The organism is Bradyrhizobium sp. Arg237L (assembly GCF_029990105.1).
Classification (GTDB): Bacteria; Pseudomonadota; Alphaproteobacteria; order Rhizobiales; family Xanthobacteraceae; genus Bradyrhizobium.
In genome coordinates this window covers 56,839-79,826 of record NZ_JAQMIL010000031.1, presented here as the reverse complement: position 1 = coordinate 79,826, position 22,988 = coordinate 56,839, and the positions used below count along the sequence as shown (strand labels likewise).

General features: G+C 63.8%; 21 protein-coding genes and 2 riboswitches. Of the genes, 10 read left to right on the top strand and 11 right to left on the bottom strand.

The features are described 5' to 3' along the window. Positions 1-10: 10 nt before the first annotated feature. Positions 11-1,231, bottom strand: coding sequence for an ABC transporter substrate-binding protein (locus OZ411_RS20250; RefSeq protein WP_282529373.1), 1,221 nt, complete (start codon positions 1,229-1,231; stop codon positions 11-13). Continuing rightward, positions 1,228-2,415, bottom strand: a complete 1,188-nt coding sequence (locus OZ411_RS20245; RefSeq protein WP_282529372.1) for a CoA transferase — start codon at positions 2,413-2,415, stop codon at positions 1,228-1,230. The genes OZ411_RS20250 and OZ411_RS20245 overlap by 4 nt, the downstream gene beginning before the upstream one ends. A gap of 93 nt (positions 2,416-2,508) precedes the next feature. Between OZ411_RS20245 and OZ411_RS20240 the strand changes: the two genes are divergently transcribed. Both OZ411_RS20240 and OZ411_RS20235 read left to right on the top strand, forming a co-directional pair. Then, entirely contained in the window at positions 2,509-3,150 is a 642-nt protein-coding gene (locus OZ411_RS20240) for a TetR/AcrR family transcriptional regulator (RefSeq protein ID WP_282529371.1), read from the top strand. Continuing rightward, on the top strand, positions 3,147-4,202 hold the full coding sequence (locus tag OZ411_RS20235; RefSeq protein ID WP_130578506.1) for a hypothetical protein: 1,056 nt from the start codon (positions 3,147-3,149) through the stop codon (positions 4,200-4,202). Before OZ411_RS20240 ends, OZ411_RS20235 begins: the two co-directional genes overlap by 4 nt. Positions 4,203-4,257: 55 nt before the next feature. Here OZ411_RS20235 and OZ411_RS20230 read toward each other — a convergent pair whose 3' ends face one another. From OZ411_RS20230 to cobT, 5 genes are read right to left on the bottom strand one after another with little or no spacing between them, the layout of a single operon-like run. Further along, positions 4,258-4,950, bottom strand: coding sequence for a CbtA family protein (locus tag OZ411_RS20230; RefSeq protein ID WP_282529370.1), 693 nt, complete (start codon positions 4,948-4,950; stop codon positions 4,258-4,260). Between the two features lie 6 nt (positions 4,951-4,956). Beyond that, positions 4,957-5,139, bottom strand: a complete 183-nt coding sequence (locus OZ411_RS20225) for a CbtB domain-containing protein (RefSeq protein WP_130578508.1) — start codon at positions 5,137-5,139, stop codon at positions 4,957-4,959. 25 nt (positions 5,140-5,164) lie between these two features. Next, the gene (locus tag OZ411_RS20220; protein ID WP_130578509.1) at positions 5,165-5,464 is read right to left on the bottom strand and encodes a hypothetical protein; all 300 of its coding nucleotides are present in this window, start codon (positions 5,462-5,464) and stop codon (positions 5,165-5,167) included. Positions 5,465-5,492: 28 nt separating this feature from the next. Next, positions 5,493-6,275 carry an adenosylcobinamide-GDP ribazoletransferase gene (gene cobS, locus OZ411_RS20215; RefSeq protein ID WP_130578510.1) on the bottom strand — a complete coding sequence of 261 codons (783 nt, stop codon included), beginning with the start codon at positions 6,273-6,275 and terminating at the stop codon, positions 5,493-5,495. After that, positions 6,276-7,331, bottom strand: coding sequence for a nicotinate-nucleotide--dimethylbenzimidazole phosphoribosyltransferase (cobT, locus tag OZ411_RS20210; RefSeq protein ID WP_282529369.1), 1,056 nt, complete (start codon positions 7,329-7,331; stop codon positions 6,276-6,278). 76 nt (positions 7,332-7,407) lie between these two features. Further along, positions 7,408-7,589: riboswitch (cobalamin riboswitch) on the top strand. A gap of 110 nt (positions 7,590-7,699) precedes the next feature. Between cobT and OZ411_RS20205 the strand changes: the two genes are divergently transcribed. Genes OZ411_RS20205 through OZ411_RS20180 form a run of 6 tightly spaced genes read left to right on the top strand, consistent with a single transcriptional unit; the run spans position 7,700 to position 15,536 of the window. After that, positions 7,700-8,149, top strand: coding sequence for a DUF1636 domain-containing protein (locus OZ411_RS20205; RefSeq protein WP_282529368.1), 450 nt, complete (start codon positions 7,700-7,702; stop codon positions 8,147-8,149). Then, positions 8,146-8,670 (top strand): bifunctional adenosylcobinamide kinase/adenosylcobinamide-phosphate guanylyltransferase, encoded by a 525-nt coding sequence (gene cobU / locus OZ411_RS20200; RefSeq protein WP_282529367.1) that lies wholly within the window; start codon positions 8,146-8,148, stop codon positions 8,668-8,670. The genes OZ411_RS20205 and cobU overlap by 4 nt, the downstream gene beginning before the upstream one ends. Before the next feature lie 13 nt (positions 8,671-8,683). Beyond that, entirely contained in the window at positions 8,684-9,694 is a 1,011-nt protein-coding gene (gene cobW, locus OZ411_RS20195; RefSeq protein ID WP_282529366.1) for a cobalamin biosynthesis protein CobW, read from the top strand. An 18-nt stretch (positions 9,695-9,712) separates the two neighbouring features. Next, positions 9,713-13,423: a cobaltochelatase subunit CobN gene (cobN, locus tag OZ411_RS20190; RefSeq protein ID WP_282529365.1), complete on the top strand. Its 3,711-nt coding sequence runs from the start codon at positions 9,713-9,715 to the stop codon at positions 13,421-13,423. After that, complete coding sequence (gene cobO, locus OZ411_RS20185) at positions 13,420-14,049, top strand: cob(I)yrinic acid a,c-diamide adenosyltransferase (protein ID WP_165421081.1); 630 nt, start codon at positions 13,420-13,422, stop codon at positions 14,047-14,049. Before cobN ends, cobO begins: the two co-directional genes overlap by 4 nt. Then, on the top strand, positions 14,049-15,536 hold the full coding sequence (locus OZ411_RS20180; protein ID WP_282529364.1) for a cobyric acid synthase: 1,488 nt from the start codon (positions 14,049-14,051) through the stop codon (positions 15,534-15,536). Before cobO ends, OZ411_RS20180 begins: the two co-directional genes overlap by 1 nt. Here OZ411_RS20180 and cbiB read toward each other — a convergent pair. Together cbiB and OZ411_RS20170 are read right to left on the bottom strand one after the other, a co-directional pair. Then, complete coding sequence (cbiB, locus tag OZ411_RS20175) at positions 15,509-16,480, bottom strand: adenosylcobinamide-phosphate synthase CbiB (RefSeq protein ID WP_282529363.1); 972 nt, start codon at positions 16,478-16,480, stop codon at positions 15,509-15,511. The genes OZ411_RS20180 and cbiB overlap by 28 nt on opposite strands. Before the next feature lies 1 nt (position 16,481). Next, entirely contained in the window at positions 16,482-17,363 is an 882-nt protein-coding gene (locus OZ411_RS20170; protein WP_282529362.1) for an ABC transporter substrate-binding protein, read from the bottom strand. A 9-nt stretch (positions 17,364-17,372) separates the two neighbouring features. Here OZ411_RS20170 and cobD point away from each other — a divergent pair, with 9 nt between their 5' ends. Further along, complete coding sequence (cobD, locus tag OZ411_RS20165) at positions 17,373-18,362, top strand: threonine-phosphate decarboxylase CobD (RefSeq protein ID WP_282529361.1); 990 nt, start codon at positions 17,373-17,375, stop codon at positions 18,360-18,362. A 31-nt stretch (positions 18,363-18,393) separates the two neighbouring features. Here cobD and OZ411_RS20160 read toward each other — a convergent pair whose 3' ends face one another. Then, entirely contained in the window at positions 18,394-20,397 is a 2,004-nt protein-coding gene (locus tag OZ411_RS20160) for a TonB-dependent receptor (protein ID WP_282529360.1), read from the bottom strand. Between the two features lie 93 nt (positions 20,398-20,490). Then, positions 20,491-20,694: riboswitch (cobalamin riboswitch) on the bottom strand. Positions 20,695-21,053: 359 nt separating this feature from the next. Here OZ411_RS20160 and OZ411_RS20155 point away from each other — a divergent pair. After that, positions 21,054-21,452, top strand: a complete 399-nt coding sequence (locus OZ411_RS20155) for a hypothetical protein (protein WP_349017024.1) — start codon at positions 21,054-21,056, stop codon at positions 21,450-21,452. 58 nt (positions 21,453-21,510) lie between these two features. Here the strand turns inward: OZ411_RS20155 and OZ411_RS20150 are convergent, their stop codons facing one another. Further along, complete coding sequence (locus OZ411_RS20150) at positions 21,511-22,956, bottom strand: GntP family permease (protein WP_282529358.1); 1,446 nt, start codon at positions 22,954-22,956, stop codon at positions 21,511-21,513. Positions 22,957-22,988: the final 32 nt, after the last annotated feature.

The window sequence follows — 22,988 nt, the reverse complement described above, 5'->3', positions numbered from 1 at the left end:
GCTCCTCGGCTCAGTGGGTTTTCAGGAGTGGACACTCGCTTTCGTCGGCCGGACGCCAGGCTTTGTCGTCCGGAATCGTCGCGACGATCTTCCAGTAGTCCCAGGGTCCCTTCGACTCCTCGGGCTTCTTGACTTCGGTCACGTAGAGATCGCGCAGCAAACGGCCATCCGCGCGGATCTTCGCGCCATGGGTGAAGGCGTCCTCGACGGGCATCTCGCGCATCTTGGCGGCCACCTTGGTCCCATCGTCCGTTCCGGTCGCAGCGACCGCTTTCAGATAATGGACCACGGAGCTGTAGACGCCGGCCTGCACGATCGATGGCGGCCGGCCCATCTTGTCCCAGAAGCGCTTGGCGAAGGCGCGGCTGCCGTCGTCGAGGTCGTGATAATAGGTCGTCGAGGAGACCAGACCCTGTCCGTTCTTCAGGCCCATGGCGTCGACGTCGTTGATGAACATCAGGAAGGTCACGACCTGTGTATTGGAGCCGATCACATTGTATTCCTGCGCCTGCTTGATCGCGTTGCTGGTGTCGCTGCCGGCGGTGGCGAGCGCAAGCACCTTGGCTCCGGAGCCCTGCGCCTGAAGCAGGAACGAGGAGAAGTCGGGAGTGTCGAGCGGTGCACGTACGCCGCCGATGACCTTGCCTCCGCTGGCCACGATGCGCTTGGTCGCCTCGCTTTCCATCGACTTGCCGAACGCATAGTCCGCGGTGATGAAGAACCAGGTGTCGCCGCCGCGCTTCAGGACCCCTTCCGGCGGAGCGGCGGCGAGCGCGTAGGTGTCGTACATCCAGTGAAAGCTGTAGGGTGAACAGGCCTTTCCGGTGATCTCGGCGGTCGCAGGCCCTGACAACAGGATGACCTTCTTGCGCTCGCGCGAGACGTTCTGCATCGCGAGCGCCGCCGCCGACGATCCGCCATCGGCGATGACGTCGACACCCTGCGCGTCGTATTCCTGGCGCGCGAGATTGGCGGCGATATCGGGCTTGTTGGCATGGTCGGCCGAGACGATCTCGATCGGGGCGCCGGCGACCTTGCCACCGAAATCCTCCGCTGCGAGTTGCGCCGCGAGGATCGAGCCCTTTCCGCCGGCGTCGGCATAGATCCCGGTCATGTCGTTGAGGATGCCGATGCGTACGACGTTGTCGGACACTTGCGCGACCGCGGAGGATGCCATCAGACTGGCGAGAAGGCCGGCCGCGATGGCACTCGTTGTTGCTCTTGCTTTCATTTTCTTACCTCCCTTTGGTCTGCCTCGATGACCGTGCCGTCTTCGACGAGCCGGTCGACCGCAGTTTGCGAATAGCCGTGTTCGATGAGGATCTCGCGCGTATGCTCCCCGAGCCTGGGCGGCGCGGGCGCGTGTGCATTGGGCGCCGCGGTGCCGGGAAGCAGGGTGAGCGGAAGGCCTTCGAAGGCGCCGCCCTGAAGCGTCGCAGCCAGCCCGAGGCCCTGCACGTGAGGATCGGCAAGGAACGCCCGGTAGTCCTGAACGGGACCGCACAGCACGTCCTGCTCCTCAAAGGCGCGAATCCAATGTGCACTCGGCCGGGTGCGAAGGATGTCGACGACTTCGCCGGTTATTTCGCCAGCATGCGCCAGGCGGCCGGCTTCGGTCGCAAAACGAAGGTCCTCGATCCAATCGGATTTGCCCAGCGCATGGCAGATGCCCCGGAACATGGCGTTCGACACGCATGAGAGATTGATGTGGCCGTCCGAGGTGGCGAAGGTTCCGATCGGCACGCTCAAAGGCGGGCTCGGACGGTCACGATGCATGGCATCGTCGATGATCGGCATCGCCTGAAACGCCGCCGCGACCTCCACGAGCGAGATCCTGATGTGACGTCCGCCGCGTCCGGAGAGGCGCCTGTAGAGCGCTGCACCGACCTGCTGGGCCGCGTAGATACCGGCGGCGGTGTCGACCGCCAGCATTCCGATCCGCCGCGGCGTGCCCGCGCTATCGCGATTCATTACCATCATGCCCGTGAAGCCCTGGATGATGGTGTCGGTGGCGGGACGATTTTCGTAGGGGCCGGGGCCGAAGCCGAGGATCGAAACGTAGATCAGATCGGGATTGGCTGGCCGCAACTGCGCATCGGCGATCTGCAGCCGCTCCACAACACCGGGACGGAAGTTTTGGATCACGATATCGGCTGAGGCCGCGAGGCCGGCGAGAACTTTGCGGCCGTCCGGCCTGGTTCCGTCGATGCAGATCGCGCGCTTGCCGATGTTGGGAACGAGGCTGAAGGCTGTGTGCCCATCGACCGATCCGCCGATCGTGCGGGCCCAGTCGCCGCTCGGCGGCTCGACCTTGACGACAGACGCGCCGCTGCGGGCGAGGATAGCTCCGCAGTAGGGACCCGCAAATCCCTGGCTTACGTCGAGGACACGCAGCCCCGCGTAATCGTCCGTCATCCACCCTGCCTTTTCTTAGATACTGAGTAGTATGTTGCAGCCTACCGAGTAGTATGTTTGGATGTCAATTGCGCGCAGCGCAGGAGGGGTATCTTGAGCAAGCTTGGCAAAATCGAAACCGGCGAGCCGTTGGCGGATCGGAGGATCGACATTCTCGACGCTGCCGCGCGCGCTTTCATGCGCCAGGGCTTCGCCGCCACGTCGCTCGATCGGGTGAGCGACGAGATCGGTTCGACCAAAGGGGCGATCTATTATTATTACCGAAGCAAGTCCGAGCTCTTCTTCGCCGTGCACCGCCGTGGCATGGAACTGACACAGGCGGCGATCCGGCCATCTTTCGAGACCCCGGCTTCCGCGCGCGACCGCCTGCACGGCATGGCGGTCGCCCATACCATCCTGGTCATCGATCACCTGCCTTATCTGCGCGTGATCGCGCAGGGGCTGGAAATGCACCTTCTGGAACGCACGAACGAGAGCGAGAGGGCAGAGCTTGCAGATGTCGCCGCGTTGCGCGAGGCCAACGAGAACCTCTATATCCGGGTGATCAAGGACGGGATCGCTTCCGGCGAATTCAGGTCCGTCGATGCCAAGCTTGCCGCGAAGCCATTGCTTGGCGCCTTGAACTGGACGTCGCGCTGGTACCAACCGCGTCCCGGAGAGACGCAAGCGGCCAAGAAACGCGTGGCGGAGTCGATCGCGGATTTCGTGGTCGCCGGTTTGGAGAAGAAAAATTGAGCGGAAGTGCGGAGAGCCGAGCCAAGGATGACGTCGCCGCCTATCGGGCCGTCGAACTGATCTACCATTCCTATCTCACCGGCCTCATCCTGATGCTATCTTCCCGCGCCGGCGCGGCGCGCGCGGCCGAGGTGGTGTTTCGGACCTTCCGACGCCAGCAATTGGCGCGCTTTGTTCCGGGGTTGAAAAAGCTGGGGCTCGACAAGCTCCCGCACGCAGTGGCCTGCGCGCAATACCATTATCTCTCGAACCAGGTCGGCGGCGTTAAGGTCGAGTATGTCTACGAGAGCGATCAAAAGGCCTGGGTACGATATCCGCCGCCGCGATGGATCTGGTCGGGCACCGCGATCTGCGGCATTCCATCGGAGGTGTCGCGCGCGATGCTGCGAGGATGGCACGCCAATAACGGCGTCGTCCTCGGTAATCCACGGCTGGGCTTCGTCTGTACCGGCCAGACGGTCGACGGACAGCCCGGCCTGGAAGGCTACTACAAGGAGTGGGATCACGACCTTACTCCCGATGAACGGCTGCAATTCTCACCTGGCGAGCAATGTCCCCCGTTTCGAGCGGATCTTGCGCCACGGCTTCCGGAAAACACCTGGCCAGAAGAGCGCCTTCAGAAAGTCCTGCGCAACTACGCGATGGAATACATCACGTCGATCGTGCCGGAAACCATCACCGTGCTCGGTCCTGAGGAGGGTGGTCACCTTGCTGGCGCTGCAGCGCGGCTGGTGGGGATGCATACCTTTGACGACGTCGCTTCGCTGCTCGGCGGTGTCGGTCCTGGGGCTGCGGGCTTCGCCGGCGCGTTCGCTCGCATTGCCTGTGGGCAGGGCGATGACGCCGAGTTGCGCGTGCAGGGCGCGACCGCGACGGTACGGCAGACCTCATGGCACCTGATGGCAGAACGCGGGCCGCTGTCTCCGGCGGTGTTCGACGCCTGGAATGAACTGTGGGTCGGCGCCGCGCTCGCGCATGATCGTTTCATGCGTGTCGACATGAGGGAGCGCCGTGATCGCGGCGATCCGTCCTGGTGCTGGCAATTCCGGTGAGGAGCCAGCGGGCGCAGCTTGACGATCGGCCGCCTAACTTCGTTGTCTTGATACTTTATACTTTCTCGAACGCGAGGCTCGTTGCGATGCCCAACAGGCTCCAGAACAAAAGTCCGGTGAGTACGACGGTCACCACGAACTGGTGAGAAAGGGAGGCCGGCACTTCGACATGAGACTCGGGCGCAACAGGCGCGCCGACGAGATGCGGTATGATAATGAGTATGAGCCCGAGGACCGCAGCCCACGGTTCGGAGCGCAGGATCAGGAGGTAGAGCGCCGACGCTGTCAGAGCAGCGGTTGCGACCCACCAGATTTGCCGCGCGGTGAGATCGGCGACCGGCAAACCCGGCAGCTCCGGAGGGAGGCCGAGACCGGGCGCCGCGACAAAAACGACGAAGCCGCCAAGGCCCCAAAACAGACCCTCGCGCCAATGGACCGGTCGTTGCCGAAGCGCATAGATGCCGGTGAGCATGAGGCCGAAGCCAATCGCAGTAAGGATGTTGGCGGCGACGGTCAGGGCGTTGCGCTGCAAGCCCTCTTCGGGTTCCCATTCCGCATCGTGATGATGATCCGCTTCACCACCACTGGAATGGGCGGCCTTGTGCTGCGCATCGGCCGCGGCTTTCTCGTAGATTTCGCTCTTCTGGATCAGCGGCACGGTTCCGAAGAACTGCACGACCGATATCAGCGCGCCGACGATCAACCCGGCAAGCGACGCCGCAAACACGATCGATCTGAAGACGTGCATCTGTCGTCAGTGACAGGGGAAGGCGTTCGCGTGGCGCACGTCGTGGGCGGCGTTATGGACGGCACTGATGTGCGAAAAGCCGACCATGCCAACGACGAACAGACCGAGAGCCATCGCCAGAACGGCCTGAACGATGACATTCGTGCCGGTTGCAACGGCTGTAAAATCGGCTGACTGCGTCTGCTGCATGGTGATCCTCATTCCGCGAGTCATTCTAGCCCACGGCATCGCCCGATGCGACCGAATTTTTTATCCGGCGACGGATGTCGCGGCTCGTGAGATGAAAGTTCTCCGTTTCTCGGATGCTTCTGGCGATCAGCTTGGCGTGGGCCGCCGCTTCGAACGAATCGCGGTGTATCAGGTAGAAGTCGATGCACTGCCGTGGCGAAGGCGTGTAACCCAGCAGCGTCCGGAATGCGCGCCGGTGCATGACGCATATACCCATGTGTCCGGTGGGACGGAATGCCAATGAATCGATGTCGCTTCGCCAGATCGGTTCGCTCTTGTCAGACACCGATGACTCACTCGAACATGGGCGCAGATCACATGGCCGACCGGATGACGGCGGCAACGCCAAGCAGAAAGCCGACCTCGAACACCTGCTCGATGGCCCCGAGCACGTCGCCGGTATAGCCGCCGATCAGCCGTCGCGACCACAGCGTGACCGCAACTGCCAGTGCGATACCGTAAGCGATGCCGACAATAAGCGCGGTTGGGGCATGCGTACCGGAGGCCGCAGCAAGTGGCGTCAGTGCGAGCAGCGCCACAATCGTTGCGAAGCCGATTTCGCCTGCCCGGAGCGGAGAGGGCGTATAGGCCACCTTCATCGCGGACGTGTTGCCTGCATATTTCATCCAGCCAACGATCGGCAGCACCACGGCGCGGCCGGCGGCTCCGCTCGCAATCAGCGCCGCCGCGCCAATCCAGGCCGGCATCTCGGCGAGCGCCGCGACGCGCAATGCAATTGCGAAAATCAGCGCAAGCGTGCCATAGGTTCCAATCCGGCTGTCCTTCATGATGGTGAGACGCTGTTCGACCGTCCAGCCGCCGCCAAAGCTGTCTGCGGTATCGGCCAGGCCATCCTCGTGCAATCCGCAGGTGAGAAGGACACTTGCCAACACCGCCAGGAGCGCCGCGATGACTGGCCCCAACACGAGGGCTGTGAGCACAAGGGTCGCCGCCGAAACGAGACCCACGATCGCACCAACCAGCGGGAAGAATTGCGACGAGCGGACCAGCCACTCGGAATCAGGCGCATCGTTCGAAGCGCCGACAGGGATGATCGTAAGGAATCGGACCGCGTCGCGAAAACGATCCAGGCGCATCTAGATCCTTCCCTCCAGCACGTCGCTGAGGTCGGCGACATCGGTCAGCAGGCGGGACGCGGCCCGTACCAGCGGGACGGCCAGCAACGCGCCGGTACCCTCGCCAAGTCTCATGTCGAGAGCGAGTAGCGGCCGTGCCTGAAGCGCCGCGAGCACGATGTCGTGACCCTTTTCGGCCGACCGATGCGCGAACACGCAATAGTCGCGCGTCGCCGGCGCCAGCCTGACGGCAACAAGGGCGGCAGCGGACGAAATGAAGCCGTCGATGACGACAGGACGACGATGCGCCGCTGCGCCAAGCGCTGCGCCCGCCATCATGGCGATCTCGAGGCCGCCGAATTCCCTGAGCACCTCGAACGGCGCCGTGGCATCGCTACGATTGGCCGCCTTGTGGATGGCAGCGCGCTTGCGCGCCATGCCCGGCTCGTCCTGGCCGGCGCCGACGCCGATGCAGTCATCCAGCGGAGCGGGCGCCAGCCGATGCACCAGAAGCGCCGAAGACGCCGTGTTACCTATTCCCATCTCGCCGAGCGCGATGATGTCGGCGCCATCATCGATTTCACCGGAAGCTATGGCAAAGCCGGCCGCGAGCGCCTTGCGCGCTTCCTGGGCCGACATCGCCGCCTCGCGCGCAGAATTCGCGGTGCCGGCCCGAATCTTGATGGCGAGGAGGTCGCGATGGGAAGGCAGTTCGCTGGCGACGCCGGCGTCCACGACGCGGATCCTGACATCCGAGGCGGCCGCAAAGGCGTTGGCGCTGGCGCGACCTGCGAGATAGGTCCTTACCATCGCGGCCGTCACGGCGGACGGATATTGCGAAACGCCTTCTTCCGTCAGCCCGTGATCACCAGCGAACACGAGCAGGACGGCGTTCTGCAGCGCTGCGGCCGACGGATGGGTGATCGTGCCGAGCTGCACAGCCAAATCTTCGATTCGTCCGAGCGATCCCGGCGGCTTGGCTTTGCCGTCGATTCGCGCGCGCATCGTTGCGGCAAGCGTCTGATCGATTGGAGCGATCGCGGGGATTTGCCAGTCAGATGGGATTTGGAAGGTCATGGGCTCCTCGTGCGCGCGCCTTAAGTGGCCGAAGGAAACGGGCAGGTCAACTGCGGTTGACCGCCGTCGCGGGGACAGCTAGCGTGGCGGCGATGGTCCTTCCTTCGGGAAGGTGAAAAAGGGAAGCCGGTGCAATGCCGACGCTGCCCCCGCAACTGTAAGCGGCGAGCCAAAGCCGAAGCCACTGGGATGACCGGGAAGGCGGCGAGAGGCGACGACCCGCGAGCCAGGAGACCTGCCATCGCGTATTGTGCTTTGGAGGTTCGTCGGGCGGGGTGCACCGGACGGAATGAGTTCGATGGTCGTTCCACCGTCGAACGCGATCCAACAAAGCTCGCGGCCGTCATGGCCCTGACTTGAGCATTGTGATGGATCGCAACGACGTCGATCAGCAAGACCCTGATACTCGCCCGGACGAAGCTTTGCCTGCGACCGCGCCTGGCGGTTCTGTCATCGTGAGCGTATGCGTCACCTGCAAGACGTCAGAGGGCGTCCTGGCTGGCCCTGCCATGTTCGACGCGATCCAGGTCGCTACAAGCGAACGTGATGCTGCTGTTCAAGTCCGGCGCGTGCAGTGCTTGAGCGTGTGCAAGCGGCCGACCACGGTCGCGGTTTCGAGCTCGGACGGTTACACCTTCCTGTTCGGCGATCTCCAGCCCGAGGGTGCTAGTGCCGTCGTGTCTTTCATCGATTCCTATCGCAAGTCGACCTACGGCCTGGTGCCGTGGCGCGAGCGCGCCGAAATCCTGCGCAAGGGAATGGTGGCGCGGCTGCCGCCCGCCCGCTGGTCGCCCGAGGATGGCAGCGCTCCGAAATGACTGATCTCTCGACCACGCTGGTGCTCGGGGGCGCACGTTCGGGCAAATCGGCTTTTGCCGAGCGGATGATTGCCGAAAGCGGCCTTGCACGCGTGTATCTGGCAACGGCGACCGCAGGCGACGGAGAGATGCAGGACAGGATCGCGCATCATCGCGGCCGGCGTGGGTCGGATTGGACAACCGTGGAGGAGCCGCTGGCGCTCATTGATGCCTTGACACAGGTATCGCGGCCCGGCTGCGCGGTGTTGGTCGATTGCCTGACACTCTGGCTCTCCAACCTGATGCTCGCAGGGCGTGACCCCGATGTCGAGACGAAAGGGCTCGCGCGGTTTCTTAGCGTAGCAGCAAACCCTGTTGTCCTGGTGTCGAACGAGGTCGGTCTCGGCATCGTGCCTGAAACCAGGCTCGGCCGCGAATTCCGCGATGCGCAGGGCCGTCTCAATCAAGTAATCGCCTCGGTCGTTCCCAACGTCGTGTTCGTCGCGGCCGGCCTTCCGCTGTGGCTCAAACGTTCCTCTTAAGGAGTCCTGAAATATGTCTCGTGTTCCAGTTACCGTGCTTACTGGCTTCCTCGGGGCCGGAAAGACGACGCTGTTGCGCTCGCTTCTAACGCAAGCCGACGGCCGCCGCATCGCCGTCATCGTCAACGAGTTCGGAGATGCGGGTTTCGACGGCGGTCTTGTCGAGGAATGCGCGGCCAAGGCCTGTGCGCCCGGCGATATCGTCGAGCTGACCAACGGCTGCATCTGCTGCACCGTCGCCGACGATTTCATTCCGACGATGGACGAGCTGCTGACTCGGGACGAACCGCTTGATGCGATCGTGATCGAGACGTCAGGTTTGGCGCTGCCGCAGCCACTCTTGAAGGCGTTCGCGTGGCCTGCGGTCCGCACGCGCGCGACCGTCGACGGCGTCGTGACCGTCGTCGATGCTCTGGCGCTGTCCGAGGGACGTGTCGTGCTCGACGAACAGGCGGTCGCGGCCCAGCGTGCTGCGGACGAGGAGATCGATCACGACGACCCGATCGAGGAAGTGTTCGAGGATCAGCTCGCCTGCGCCGACCTCGTGGTCCTTTCCAAGAGCGATCTGGTGTCGCAGGAGGTGCTTGCCGGGATCGAAGGCCGGCTTGGCGCACAGTTGAGGCAAGGTGTCCGCGTCGTCCGCTCTCACGGGGCTCTTGCTCCTGACGTGCTCATCGGGATGAAAGCCGATGCCGAGAATGACCTCGCCGCGCGGGCGGGTCACCACGGCGAAGAAGAGCACGATCACGACGATTTCGACAGCATCGTCGTGACGCCTGCGGCGGCCGAGAGCGTCGAGGCGATGCGCGCGCGGGTCAGCGACGTCCTCGGTCTCTCGGGGGTGCTGCGCGTCAAGGGCCATGCACGGATCTCCGAGAAGCCTGCGCCGATCGTGGTGCAGGCGGTCGGCAGCCGTGTCGAGCTGGCGTTCGCGCGGCCTGACGCCAAGCAGGCCGAGCATCTGGTCGTGATCGGCCTGAAGGGCTTCGACGCCGATGCGGCGCGCCGCGCGCTTGCGGGATAGCCTTTCGAAAGGCGATCAATGCATCTGAAACTCGACAGCGGCGGCAGCATCGACGACGGCGATGTCGCGCGCGACCTCGGGCAGGAAACCGCCGACATCGTCATCCTGTCCGCGGCGGATAGTGATCTGGCGGCCTTCGGTGCTGCGCATGCGGCATTGCCTGCGGACTTCCCGAGCGTCCGTCTGACCAATCTGCTGGCTCTTGGTCATCCCGCCTCGGTCGATCTCTATGTCGAACGCACGCTGAGCGAAGCAAAGATCGTCGTGCTTCGGATGCTCGGCGGCGAAAGCTATTGGCCGCACGGCGTTGAAAGCCTTCGGCGCGACGCGATCCAGCGCGGAACGTTGTTCGCCTGCATTCCCGGCGAAACCGACTGGAACGCTGCATTAGCCGCGCGCGGCACGCTCGGCGCCGACGAGACCTACGAACTGTGGCGCTATTGTACTGAAGGCGGCATCGACAACGCGCAGTTGGCGCTTCGCTTCGCCGCGCATCTGATCGGCCACGGCAACAGGCCGCCGTCGGCGCGGCCAATGCCGGCCGCCGGCTTCTGGAACGGCGAACCTGCCACCGACGAACGCCCCAACGCTGTCGTGATCTTCTACCGCGCCCTCGTCGCAGGCGGCGATACCGCCGCGGTCGATGCGCTGTGCTCCGCGCTCAGGGCGCGTGGGCTCAATGTAGTCGGGCTCTATGTCACGAGCCTCAAGGACGAACGCTCGATCGCATTCCTGCGCCCGGCGCTCGCCGCACATCCGCCCGACATCATCGTGAACGCGACGGCCTTTGCGACGGCGACCGCGCGCGAAAACGCCGGGATATTGTCGGAGACCGACTGTCCCGTGCTGCAGGTCGCCCAGGCCGGCATTTCCCGCAAAAGCTGGGAAAGCTCGACCCGCGGCCTCAACCCGCGTGACCTTGCCATGCATGTGGTCTTACCCGAGGTTGACGGGCGCATCTTCGCCAATGCCATTGCGTTCAAGGAATCCGGACAGAGCCTTGGCTCCTTCACGCCGACAGCTTTCCGCCCAGTCGGGGATCGCGTTAAGGCTACAGCCGATCTCGCTGCGGCGTGGGTGCGGCTGCGCCGTACGCCTGCGAGCCAGCGACGGGTCGCCATCGTCCTCGCCAACTATCCCAATCGCGACGGCCGTCTCGCCAACGGCGTCGGTCTGGATACGCCGCAAAGCCTGATCGGAATCCTCACTGCTATGGGCAACGGGGGATACGCGATTTCCGGCGCACCTGATGATGCGGCCAGCATGATGCGGCTCTTGCAGCAGGGACCGACCAATGCGCTCGAGGGCCGCGCCTTGCGGCGCGGTGGCGCGTCATGGCCGCTTGCGGAATACGAAGCGGCATTTAGTGCGCTCCCTCCCAATGTTCAGCGTGCGGTCACGGAGCGTTGGAGTGATCCCGTCCATGATCCGCACGTCACCAATGGCGTGTTTCGTCTCGGCCTGCATCGGTTCGGCAACGTCGTTGTCGGCGTGCAGCCGGCGCGGGGCTACAACATCGATCCCAAGAGCACCTATCACGATCCGGACCTCGTTCCTCCCCATCACTATCTGGCGTTCTATCTTTGGCTGCGCCGCGTCTTCGACGCCCACGCGATCGTTCATCTCGGCAAGCATGGCAATCTGGAATGGCTGCCCGGCAAGAGCACCGGGCTTTCCGCCGATTGCCTGCCGGATGCGGTGCTCGGCCCGTTGCCGCATCTCTATCCATTCATCGTGAACGATCCCGGCGAAGGCATCCAGGCCAAGCGCCGCACCTCCGCGGTCATCGTCGATCATCTGACGCCGCCGATGACCCGTGCCGGATTGCACGACGATCTGGCGCGGCTGGAATCGATGGTGGATGAATATTCGGTTGCAACCGACCTCGATCCGAAGCGCGCGGCTGTTATCGCCGAGGACATCCTTTCGATGGCGCGGGCGCAGCGGCTCGATGCCGATGTCAACCTGACGCGGGACATGCCGGTCGGCGAGGCGCTGCGTGCGCTCGACGCGCATTTGTGCGATATCAAGGAAATGCAGATCCGCGACGGCCTCCACGTGTTTGGGCGTGCGCCCGATCCGAGACAGTGCGCCGATCTTCTCGTGTCGATTGCGCGCGTGCCGCGGTCGGACCGCAAGCCGGAAGACGCCTCGCTGCAGCGGTCACTGGCGCTCGATCTCGGTCTTGTCGATTTCGACCCGCTGACCCGCGATCTCGCTGCCCCATTCACAGGGCCACGGCCGGCGGTCCTGGCCGCGCTTGGCTCGAACCTGTGGCGGACGACGGGGGACACTGTCGAACGGATCGAAGAACTGGCGTTGCGGCTAGTATCGGGCGAAACGATGCCGGACCCATCGTGGATACGCACCGCAGCCGTGCAGAACTGGATCGAGACGAGATTGCGGCCGGCCATTGACGCGAGCCCGCCGCAAGAGATGGCGGCATTGCTGCGCGGTCTTGATGGCCGCTTCGTGTCTCCCGGTCCGTCGGGAGCGCCGACGCGTGGCAGGCCCGACGTGCTGCCGACCGGCCGCAACTTCTTCGCTGTCGACGTGCGCGCGGTGCCGACTCCGTCGGCTTGGCGAATCGGACAATTGGCCGCCGAACGGCTCGTCGAATCCTTCTGGCAGGAAACCGGCGAATGGCCACGGACGATCGCGCTGTCGGCCTGGGGGACCGCCAACATGCGCACCGGCGGAGATGATGTTGCACAGGCGCTCGCCTTGATTGGGGTGCGGCCAACGTGGGAGGAGACCTCTGGACGGGTGACCGGCTTTGCGATCACGCCCCTGTCAGAACTGAGACGTCCGCGCATCGATGTCACGTTCCGTGTCTCGGGCCTGTTTCGGGATGCGTTTCCGACCCAGATGGACATGATCGCGAGCGCGGTGGCGGCTGTCGCGGCGCTCGACGAACCTGATGACGCCAATCCGATCGCCGCGAATGTCCGCCGCCGGCGGCAGACGCTGGAAGCAAGCGGCATCAGCCGCGAGCTCGCCGAGCGCCGCGCTGCTCATCGGGTGTTCGGCTCAAAGCCCGGCGCCTACGGCGCGGGGCTGCAAGCCTTGATCGACGAGGGCGGCTGGGACGATCGCGCTGATCTGGCCGACGTCTATCTGGATTGGGGCGGTTATTCCTATGGCGCCGGGGCGGAGGGCAGCGCTGCCCGCGACGATCTTGTCGAGCGGCTGGCCGACGTCGACCTGATCGCACAGGCCCAGGACAACCGCGAACACGATATCCTGGACTCCGACGACTACTATCAGTTCATGGGCGGATTGGCAGCCGCCGCGTCGACATTGCGCGGGCAGGCGCCGCGCATTGCGCATATCGATACGTCGCGGCCCGAGATGCCGGCGGTGCGATCGCTGGCGCACGAGATATCCCGCGTGGTGCGGGGCCGCGCCGCCAACCCGAAATGGATCGCCGGCGTGATGCGGCACGGCTACAAGGGCGCATTCGAGATGGCTGCGACCGTCGACTATCTGTTCGGTTTCGCGGCCTCGACCGATGCGGTCTCGAATCATCATTTCGATCAGTTGTTCGCGGCCTATCTCGAAGACGACCGGGTGCGAGATTTCATCGAGCAGTCCAACCCGGCGGCGCTCCGCGAGATGGCTGCCCGGTTCGCGGAAGCAATCAGGCGCGGATTATGGACACCACGCTCCAATCGCGCCGCGGATGTGATCGCCGAAAGTCTGCACGAAGCAAAGAGAGAAATCGCATGATGAACCCATCTCACGAAGCCGATGACGAGAATGCCCGCCATCGCGAGAAGGCCCGGAAGCACAAGGCCGCGCGCGACAAGATCATGGCGACCAAGACAGGCGAAAAAGGACTCTTGATCGTCCATACCGGCACCGGCAAGGGCAAGACATCAGCCGCGCTTGGTATGGTGTTTCGGCATATCGGTCACGGTTATCCCGTCGCCGTCGTTCAATTCACGAAATCTCCGAAGTGGGACACGGGAGAAGCACGGCTGCTGGCCAAATTTCCAGAGCTCGTGACCTTGCATGTGATGGGGGAGGGCTTCACCTGGGAAACGCAGGATCGTGAGCGCGACATTGCAGCCGCGCGGAAGGGCTGGGAACGCGCCAAGGAGCTGATCCGCGACGATCGCCATCGCATGGTCCTGCTGGATGAGCTCAACATTGTCCTCCGTTACGACTACCTTCCGATCGACGAAGTGCTTGCCTTTCTCCGTGACGAGAAGCCGGCCGACAAGCACGTCGTCATCACCGGCCGCAACGCGCATGCGTCGCTGATCGAGATGGCCGATCTGGTCACCGAGATGACGCTGGTCAAGCATCCGTTCCGCGCCGGCGTGAAGGGTCAGAAGGGGATAGAATTCTGATGGCAAGGCCGACGCCGGCGCTGATGATCCAGGCCACTGGCTCCAACGCCGGGAAGTCGACTGTTGTCGCGGGCCTGGCGCGCGCGCTAGTGAGGCGCGGCCTCAAAGTCGCGCCGTTCAAGCCGCAGAACATGTCGAACAATGCGGCGGTGGCAGTCGATGGCGGCGAGATCGGCCGCGCGCAAGCAGTGCAAGCGCGCGCCGCGCGGATGCCGCCCAGCGTCCATATGAACCCCGTGCTGCTGAAGCCCGAGACCGACACCGGTGCGCAGGTGATCGTGCAGGGCCAGCGGCGTAGCACGCTTCGCGCGGCCGATTATCTCGGAAAGAAGGCGGCGCTGCTGCCCGCGGTGCTCGACAGTTTCGCGCGTCTCGCGCAAGTGGCGGATATCGTTCTGGTCGAAGGTGCGGGCAGTCCGGCCGAGATCAATCTGCGCGCCGGCGATATTGCCAATATGGGCTTCGCCACGGCAGCCGATGTACCTGTCGTGTTGCTCGGCGATATCGATCGCGGCGGTGTCATCGCCAGCCTTGTAGGGACGCATCTCGTGCTGGAGGCCGAGGAGCGCGCGCGCATTCGCGGCTTCCTGATCAACAAGTTCCGCGGCGATCCCAGGCTGTTCGACCAGGGACTTGAAGCGGTCACGCGTCTAACCAGTTGGCCGTCGCTCGGCGTGGTGCGGTGGCTACCTCAGGCAGCCTGGCTACCTGCCGAGGACGCCGTTGATCTCGATCGCGTGCAGACGTCTTCCGCGCGGAAGGTCATCGCCGTTCCTGTGCTTGCGCGTATCGCCAATTTCGACGATCTGGATCCGCTGGGCATGGAGCCTGGCGTGAGGCTGGTGTTCGTGAGGCCGGGCGAACCGATCCCGGTAGACGCCGATATCGTAATCCTGCCCGGCAGCAAATCGACGATTGGCGATCTCGCCTTCCTGCGTGCGCAGGGCTGGGATATCGACATCAAGGCGCATGCGAGGCGCGGCGGTCAGGTGCTCGGATTGTGCGGTGGCTACCAGATGCTCGGCCGGACGATCGCTGATCCCAATGGCATTGATGGTGCGGCCGGTACGGTCGAGGGGCTGGGGCTGCTCGATATCGCCACGACGATGGATGCCGAAAAATCGACGACGCTCGTGCGGGGTATTCATTGCGCCACAGGCAGCCCGATCGAAGGCTATGAGATTCATCTCGGCCGCACCAGCGGTGAGGATTGCGTGCGCCCGGTGGTCACGATCGACGGTCGCCCCGACGGCGCCAGCTCGGCCGATGGTCGCGTGCAGGGGACGTATCTGCACGGGCTGTTTGTCAATGACAGCTTCCGAAAGGCGTGGCTGGCCAATCTCGGCGTCGCTTCGTCTGTCGCTTATGAGGCGCGGATCGAGTCGGCACTCGATGCGCTCGCCGACCATCTGGAAGCGCATCTCGACATCGATCGCATGCTCGAGATCGCACGGAGCCGTCAGACCACGAACGCCAGTGCCGCATAGATCGCTGCCTCCAGCGAGCACGCTGCAATCAGCAGGTTGAGTGCGCGACGGATGTCGGCAGAATCGGCATCCATCCGGGCACCGGCATTGAGGAAGGGGTCATCGACGAGGCGGTCGCCATAACGGCGTGGCCCGGCCAGCGCGAGACCGAGCGCACCTGCCATGGCGCTTTCCGGCCAGCCCGCATTCGGCGACCTGTGCTTTGAAGCGTCGCGCCACACGATCTTGAAGGCCTGCGCCGTGGAGCCGCCTGCGATCGGCGCGACGAGCGCGATCAGGATGGCGGCCAGCCTTGCAGGGGCGAGGTTGAGCAGATCGTCAAGCCGCGCCGCTGCCCAGCCGAAGGATTCGTAGCGGGGACTGCGATGGCCGATCATTGAATCGGCAGTGTTGATGACCTTGTAGACGAACAATCCCGGCAGCCCGAGCAGCGCCAGCCAGAACACCGGCGCGACCACGCCGTCGGAAAAATTCTCCGCGCAGGATTCGATCGCCGCGCGCGAGACGCCGCTGGTGTCTAGCTGTTCCGGATCCCGGCCGACGATCATGGATACCGCGCGCCTTGCCCCGGCAAGTCCACCGTCGGTGAAGGCGGAGACGACCCGGCTGACGTGCTGATAGAGGCTGCGCTGCGCGATCAGGATGGAGGCCACAAGCCCCTGGGCTGCTTGCCCGAGCAGTGTCGATCCCAGCGCGGCTTCCAGCAGCAGGCCTAGGCCTGCGCAGATCGCGACCAGCACGCCGGTGGTTAGGCATCCCGCGGCCTTGCGCTGTGCGGCCGACCATTGCTCGCGGTTCAGCGCGCGATCGAGCATGTTGATGGCCGAGCCCATCAGCGCCACCGGATGCGGAAAGCGGCGCCACAGCAAATCCGGATCGCCGATGAGCCCATCGAATGCGATCGCCAGCACCTCGATCAAGATCGTCTCGCTTCCCGCCAGCATGTCATCGCGCCACGCGGCTTAGTTCGGAGACGAGGCGTTCCAGCGCCTCCGAAAGCATCGGCCCACCGCAGACCGTCAGTTTCTCGGGGATGACCAGGCGTTTCGACGGCGGATAGAAACGTTCAAGCGCCGGATGCAACAGGAAGGCTTCACCTTCGTCCTCCGCGAAGTCGCCGCTGTCAGATACAAGGAGCAAATCGGGTCTCAGCTTGACGATCGCCTCCAGCGACGCAAAACCTCCAAGCTTGTAGCCGAAATCGCTTGCCGCGTTCTTGAGGCCGATCGTGGCCAGCATGGAACTGATCAAGCTGCCACCACCCGAAACCCAGCCGCGCCGCGACAAGGCCAGCACGCGATAGGGGCGCTGCGATACCGCCTCCTTAGCGTGCTGGATTGCCGTGTCGAGCCGCCGTATTTCCGATGCGGCGCGATCCGGCTGGTGGAGGAGTTCACCCATTTGCCGAATCTGGCTCTTCACGTCCTGCAGCGAACGCGCCGCGTCGAATTCGACCACGCGCACGCCCTTGTCCTTCAGCAATTCCCGTGTTGCACGTTTGGTGAACTTGCCGGCAACCACCGCGTCCGGTCGCAATATCAGGACATCTTCGGCTTCGCCTGATAGTCGAGGGTAGGCTGCGGCCTTTTCCGCGTTCCAGGAGCGGGCGCGGTCGCGTGAATAGGGACTGAGGCCGAGAATCTGGCTTGGATCGGCCAGCGCCAGAAGCAGTTGGTCCGTGCAGACATTGATGGAAGCGACGCGTGGTAGATCGGCTGCATGAGCGGCATGTCCTCCGAGCAATGCTGCCAGCAACGCGAACGTTGCGCCGATCGCCGGCCGCAGTAGGCCAACAAGGGTCTCGCGCAGGAGCGCGATTGATGGCATGAAGCGATCATGAAGCACGGCGGTGATCTGACGGAAGCCATTGCGCGCCATGGCGGCGAGCCTGCGGACTGGCTCGACCTGTCGACCGGGATCAATCCCTGGCCGTGGACGACTCGGCATCCCGTTCCAGGCAGTGCATGGACGCGCTTGCCATCGCGGGCCGACGAGCAGGACCTCCTCGCCGCGGCGCGCGAAGCTTTCGGCGTACCCGACGATGCGGATATCGCGGCCGCCACCGGCACCCAGACGCTCATTCAATGGATCCCGTATCTCGCAGGTCCCGGAGCGGTTGCGATCGTCAGTCCGACCTATGGCGAGCATTCGGCGGCGTGGAGCAGCGGAGGCAGGGAGATTCTCGCAGTGAATGATCTCTCCGCGCTGCCTGAACGCGCCATTCACGCGGTCGTCGTCAACCCCAACAATCCGGATGGACGTATCGCCGATGGCGGGGCGTTTCGGCACGTTGCCGAGCGGCTCGACCGCCGCGGAGGCTGGCTGGTTATCGACGAGGCCTTTGCCGATGTCGATCCCGCCATCAGTGCGGCCAGAATGAGCGCCGACCTTCCCATCCTCGTGCTGCGTTCCTTCGGCAAGTTCTATGGGCTCGCGGGGCTTCGCCTTGGCTTCGTGATCGGCCGACGCGACATCGTTGAACGTATCTCGGCGGCGCTGGGTCCATGGCCAGTCTCCGGCCCGGCGCTCCACCTGGGCACGGCCGCCTTGCGGGATCGATCCTGGGCCGACGAGACGCGCGTGAAGCTCGCTCGCCAGTCGAGCAAGCTGGATCATGTCCTTACAGAGGCCGGCCTTCAGCTTGTCGGAGGGACCACGCTCTTTCGCCTTGCCTCCCATCCCGATGCCCCGAACTTGCACACCGAACTGGCACGACGCCACATCTGGTGCCGCAGCTTCGACTGGGCACGCGAATGGCTGCGATTTGGCCTTGCGTCGGACGATGGTCTCGATCGCCTGGCTAGCGCGTTTCGCTCGATCGGATAGCGCATCCCGCGCGCTCATCATCACATCCGTTTCACCAGTGGGCACTGAACCCGGCGTAAGCCGCAGGCCCGGTCGTGCCGTAGTTGTACACTTCCTGATAGTGCTCGTTGAAAATGTTCTCGCCGCGCAAGTACACCTTCCAGGTCTCATCGATCTTGTATTCGGTATAGAGGTCGACGCGGACGTAAGGGTCCAGTGGCTGCGTCTCGTTTGAACCGCTGTAGCGTTTCGACACCGCGAGCACGCGCGGCTCGATCAGCCAATCCTTGATCGGTGTGATCGGGAACGAGAATCTCGCCAGGTTTTCCGGCCGGCGCGCCAGCGTCAGGCCGGTCGAAAGATCCTTGGCCTGCAGATAGGTATAGGCGGCGTTGAATTTCAGGTAGCCCGGCAGGATATCGACGTTGACCCCGAGCTCCAGTCCGTCGGTTTCGGCGCGCGAGACGTTGACGTAGTGCCCGAGCGGATGCGCCGCATCGGTCACAAAGTCGATCAGGTTGCTGAACCGGTTGCCGAAGCCGGTCAGCGAAACCACGACGCGGCCTCCGAACAGGCTTTGGTCGATGCCGGCGTCGCAGCCGAAGCTCTCCTCGGGGCTGAGCGCGGAATTGCCGTAAGTCGGCGCATACAGTTGATAGAGCGTTGGCGCCTTGGCGCCTGTCCCGGCGCTCGCATGCAGCTTGGTGCCGGTCTCCGCGATCGTGTACGCCGCGGTGGCTCGCCATGTCTCGAACCGTGCGACGTCAACGACGTCGTCAACCCGGCCGCCCATCGTGATGTTGAGCCGCTCGCCGATCGGCAGTTGCCACAGTGCGAAGACTGAATTCGTGTCCTGTGTCCCGGCGAGCTGTGGCGTCGGCGCGCCGGGAATCGGCAGCAGGTTGGTGGTGGAGGTGCTCGCCGTTTCATGCTGGACGCGCGATCCGATGATGAGCGATCCGAGCGGGCCGACCTTCAGGTTGCCCTGATATTCCAGGCCTGTGCTGTCGCCGACGAAATTGGAGAGGATGGAGGTCGTGTTCTGCGGCAGCTTGTTGGTCTTGTAGGTGACGTCGTCGAACGAGCGATCGATGTGCGTTTCAAACGCGCTCACGCTATGGGTGAGGATGCCACCGAACGTGTCGAATGAGGCGCGTCCCCAGACCTGCTCGAGAAGGCGCGTCGCGCTCGACGGCGTGTCCGGGAACGTTCCGCTGGCTTGGTCGTAGGCGGACCGCGTGAACGAGGCCAGCATGCCCGTCTCCAGGCGCACGCCTTCGCCGGCGTCGTAGCCGACGCGTGCTGAGCCGCCGACGCGGTCGAAGCCGTCGCGCTCGAGGGGACCATACTTGGCTTCGAGCGCGGGGATGCGATAGCCGTAGCGTGAAAAGCCGTTGCTGTGCTGCCCGTTTCCCGTGAATGCGTAGGACCACGGCCCCGAGGTTCCGGTCAGCGATGCGCTGCTGCTCGCCGTGCCGTAGCTTCCTCCCTCGGTGCTGACGTCGAGCTGTGCCGGACCGGAGCCCTTCTTGGTGATGATGTTGACGACGCCGCCCATCGCGTCCGATCCGTAGAGTGCGCTCTGCGGGCCTTTCAGCACCTCGATCCGCTCGATCGCGCTCGGGGCGAACATCGCGAAATCGAAATCGCCACTGGCGGCGGTCGGATCGTTGACCCTGATGCCATCGATCATGACCAGCGTCTGACCGGTATTCGCGCCGCGCAAGCGCACATTGGTCGTTGCGCCTGGCCCGCCGCTTTCGGTGATATCGAGCCCGGGCACCGTCCGCAGCGCGTCGACGAGCGAGGTCGGATTGCTGGTCGCGAGCACTTCGTGCGTGACCACGCTAACCGAGCTTCCGGTACGGCTCGCCGGCTCCAGCGTACGGTCGGGGGTGACAACGACTTCGGGAGTTGCCGGAGCGGCTTCGGTACTGGGCGCTGGGCGCGCAGGACCAGTCGTTGAAGACCTTTGCCTGTTCCTCGTGGGAGGTTTGGACCGGACCTCCGGATTGATGACAACAGCAGGAAGCTGTTCGGGACCCGATTGGGCCATCGCGCCAGTGTGACTGCATGCGACAACGGCCGCACACCCGGCAAGAAAACGCCGCAAGCTCATAAATGCCCTTCCGCCGACCCACCGTCGAACGAGTTGATACTCGTCAACGGCCGGTCTCCTGGCTCGCGGTCGTCTCGCGATCCGCCTTCCCAAACCTGCCCGGCAGGTCCAGTGGCATCCGGATCGCGAAAAATATCCGCTTACAGTTGCGGGGGCAGCCGCGGCATTGGGGAAGATTCCCGCACCGCGTTCCCGTTTCACCCTACAAAGGGCACCGATGACGTGCGCAAAGAAGCACAAGGCGGAGCAAAACTCAAATCGATAACGATCAGAACCCAACAGCATTTTTCCAGATCGCTGATAGCGGCGACCTGAATGACGAACACAGAAAGTTGCTGACAGGCGAAAGGACGGCAGATGGCCAATCCTGCAGCCTTATGCGAGCATGACATGTCACCCACACGCGGCGCTAGACCTGGATGATTCTGCTGACGTGAGCATCGACAGATTCAACGGAGGAACAGGAAATGTCGCTCCCATGCAAACTCGAACGCAGCCTCCTCAGCCACGACGAATACGAGACGATCCGCCTCACGCATCATCCCGCCATCTATGACGTCGAGCCGACCGATCTTGCGGACATGCGATCCCGCTTGCGCAAGATGCGCGATAAGGAGCGAACGCTCGGCCGACAAAAGCGGCGAGAGACGCGCGGAAAAGGTCAGGCTCGCGGCGCGAACTTCCCTGGAACCGCCGAGCGCCCTTCGCAACGCAAGCAGGTCTTTGCCGCAGCACTGAAGCGGGTAAACGGCGAGCTCAGGCGTCTTCACAACCTGGCAGCTCGGACCGCCAATGTCGAAGCGGCTCGAAAGGCTCTCGCGCTGCGAGCCGCGAGCTTTGTTCCCTATCCCTCCGCCGGATCCACCGCCAATGAAGGCAAGGTGCCGCGCTTGAGCACGCGCCGAAGAAAGATCGTCACAGGCGCGCGAATCGGACGAGTGTCGCAGGCGACGAAAGTCGCTCAGGCAATCCGCGATGCGCGAGGTGCATGAGCCTGCGCTGATCGGCCCGGGCCAGCTCGATCGGCCAAGTTAGCGGTAATCTCAGCCGTCAAAACGATCCAAAAACCGAACCCAGTATCAAGACGGCAACAAGTGCGATAATGCAACTGACGATCACGGTCATCACCATGTCGAGATAGCTTTCACGGTGAGTCAGACCACTGATTTGCAATAGCAGCAACACCGTGCCGTTGTGGGGGAGGGCGTCGAGAGTGCCCGCGCTCATCGTTGTTATGCGATGCATCAATTCGGTATCGATGTGATGCTCCGTGCCAAGACGCAAGAAGTCGTCGCCAAATGCATTGAGCACAATTGCCATACCGCCAGAAGCAGTACCGGTCAGCCCCGCCAGCACATTCATAGAGACAGCCAATGAGACCAGCGGTCCTCCGGAAATCGAGAATACCGCATCGCGAACCGTCGCAAATGCCGGCAACGCGGCAACCACTGCGCCGAATCCGACAAGACTAGCGATCATCAACATCGGCAAGGCTGCAGAATTCGCCCCGGCGTCGAGACTTTCGCGCAAGGATGGCAAACGTCGGAGGTTGATGAGAAGGACCGTCAAGTTTGCCGCCGCGAGAGCCACGACAACTGACCAGACGCCGGACACGGCCCCGATCGTAGTACCGCCCCACTCGGGCTCGGACAGGAACGAAAAATCGAGGCGCGGGAATACGACAAGCGACATCAAGAAATTCGTGAGGATAACGACGATGAGGGGCAGTACGGCCAGGGCGAAGGGAGGCACATTCTCGGCCTGCTTGCCGTGCGGCAACTCGGCCGGGTCGAAGTCGGCCGCCGGCGCCGCTTGCTCGCGAACCATCTCGTCAACGACAGGAGTGGTATCCGCCTCGCCTCCGTAACCTTCGCCAGCCTTGCGCGCGGCAGCCTCGGCCCGGCCGAGCCACCACATGCCGAAGGCGAAGATGATAGCGGATGCGATGATACTCAGCCCGGGGGCGGCGAAGGTGGTGGTGCCGAAGTACGGCATCGGAATGGCGTTGTTGACCGAGGGGGTTCCCGGCATCACTGACATGGTGAACGTGAATGCACCGAGGCCGACGGTTGCCGGCAACAAGCGGCGCGGGATGTTCGCGGCCCGGAACATCTCGTGAGCCATGGGCGCCAGCACAAAAAATGCGACGAACACACTCACGCCGCCGTAGGTCACAATAGCCGAGGCGATCACCACCGCGAGCATCGCGCGGCTGGCTCCCAACTTGTTGGTCAAATACTGCGCGATGGAGCTGATCGAACCGCTGTCGCCCATAAGCTTTCCGAACAACCCGCCTAGCAGAAACATGGGGAACCACTGCGCGACGAACCGCGCCGCTCCGGCCATGAACGTCTGCGTCCAGTGCGCGAGCAGCGGTTCGCCCGAGAATACGGCCGCGATGAGCGCCGCCAGCGGAGAGACCAGCAGAACACTCACTCCACGGTACGCGAGCCACATGAGCAGGGCTAAACCAAGCAATATCCCAATGAGTCCCATGGCTCAGGCCTCCCTCAGCAACGACTTGAGAT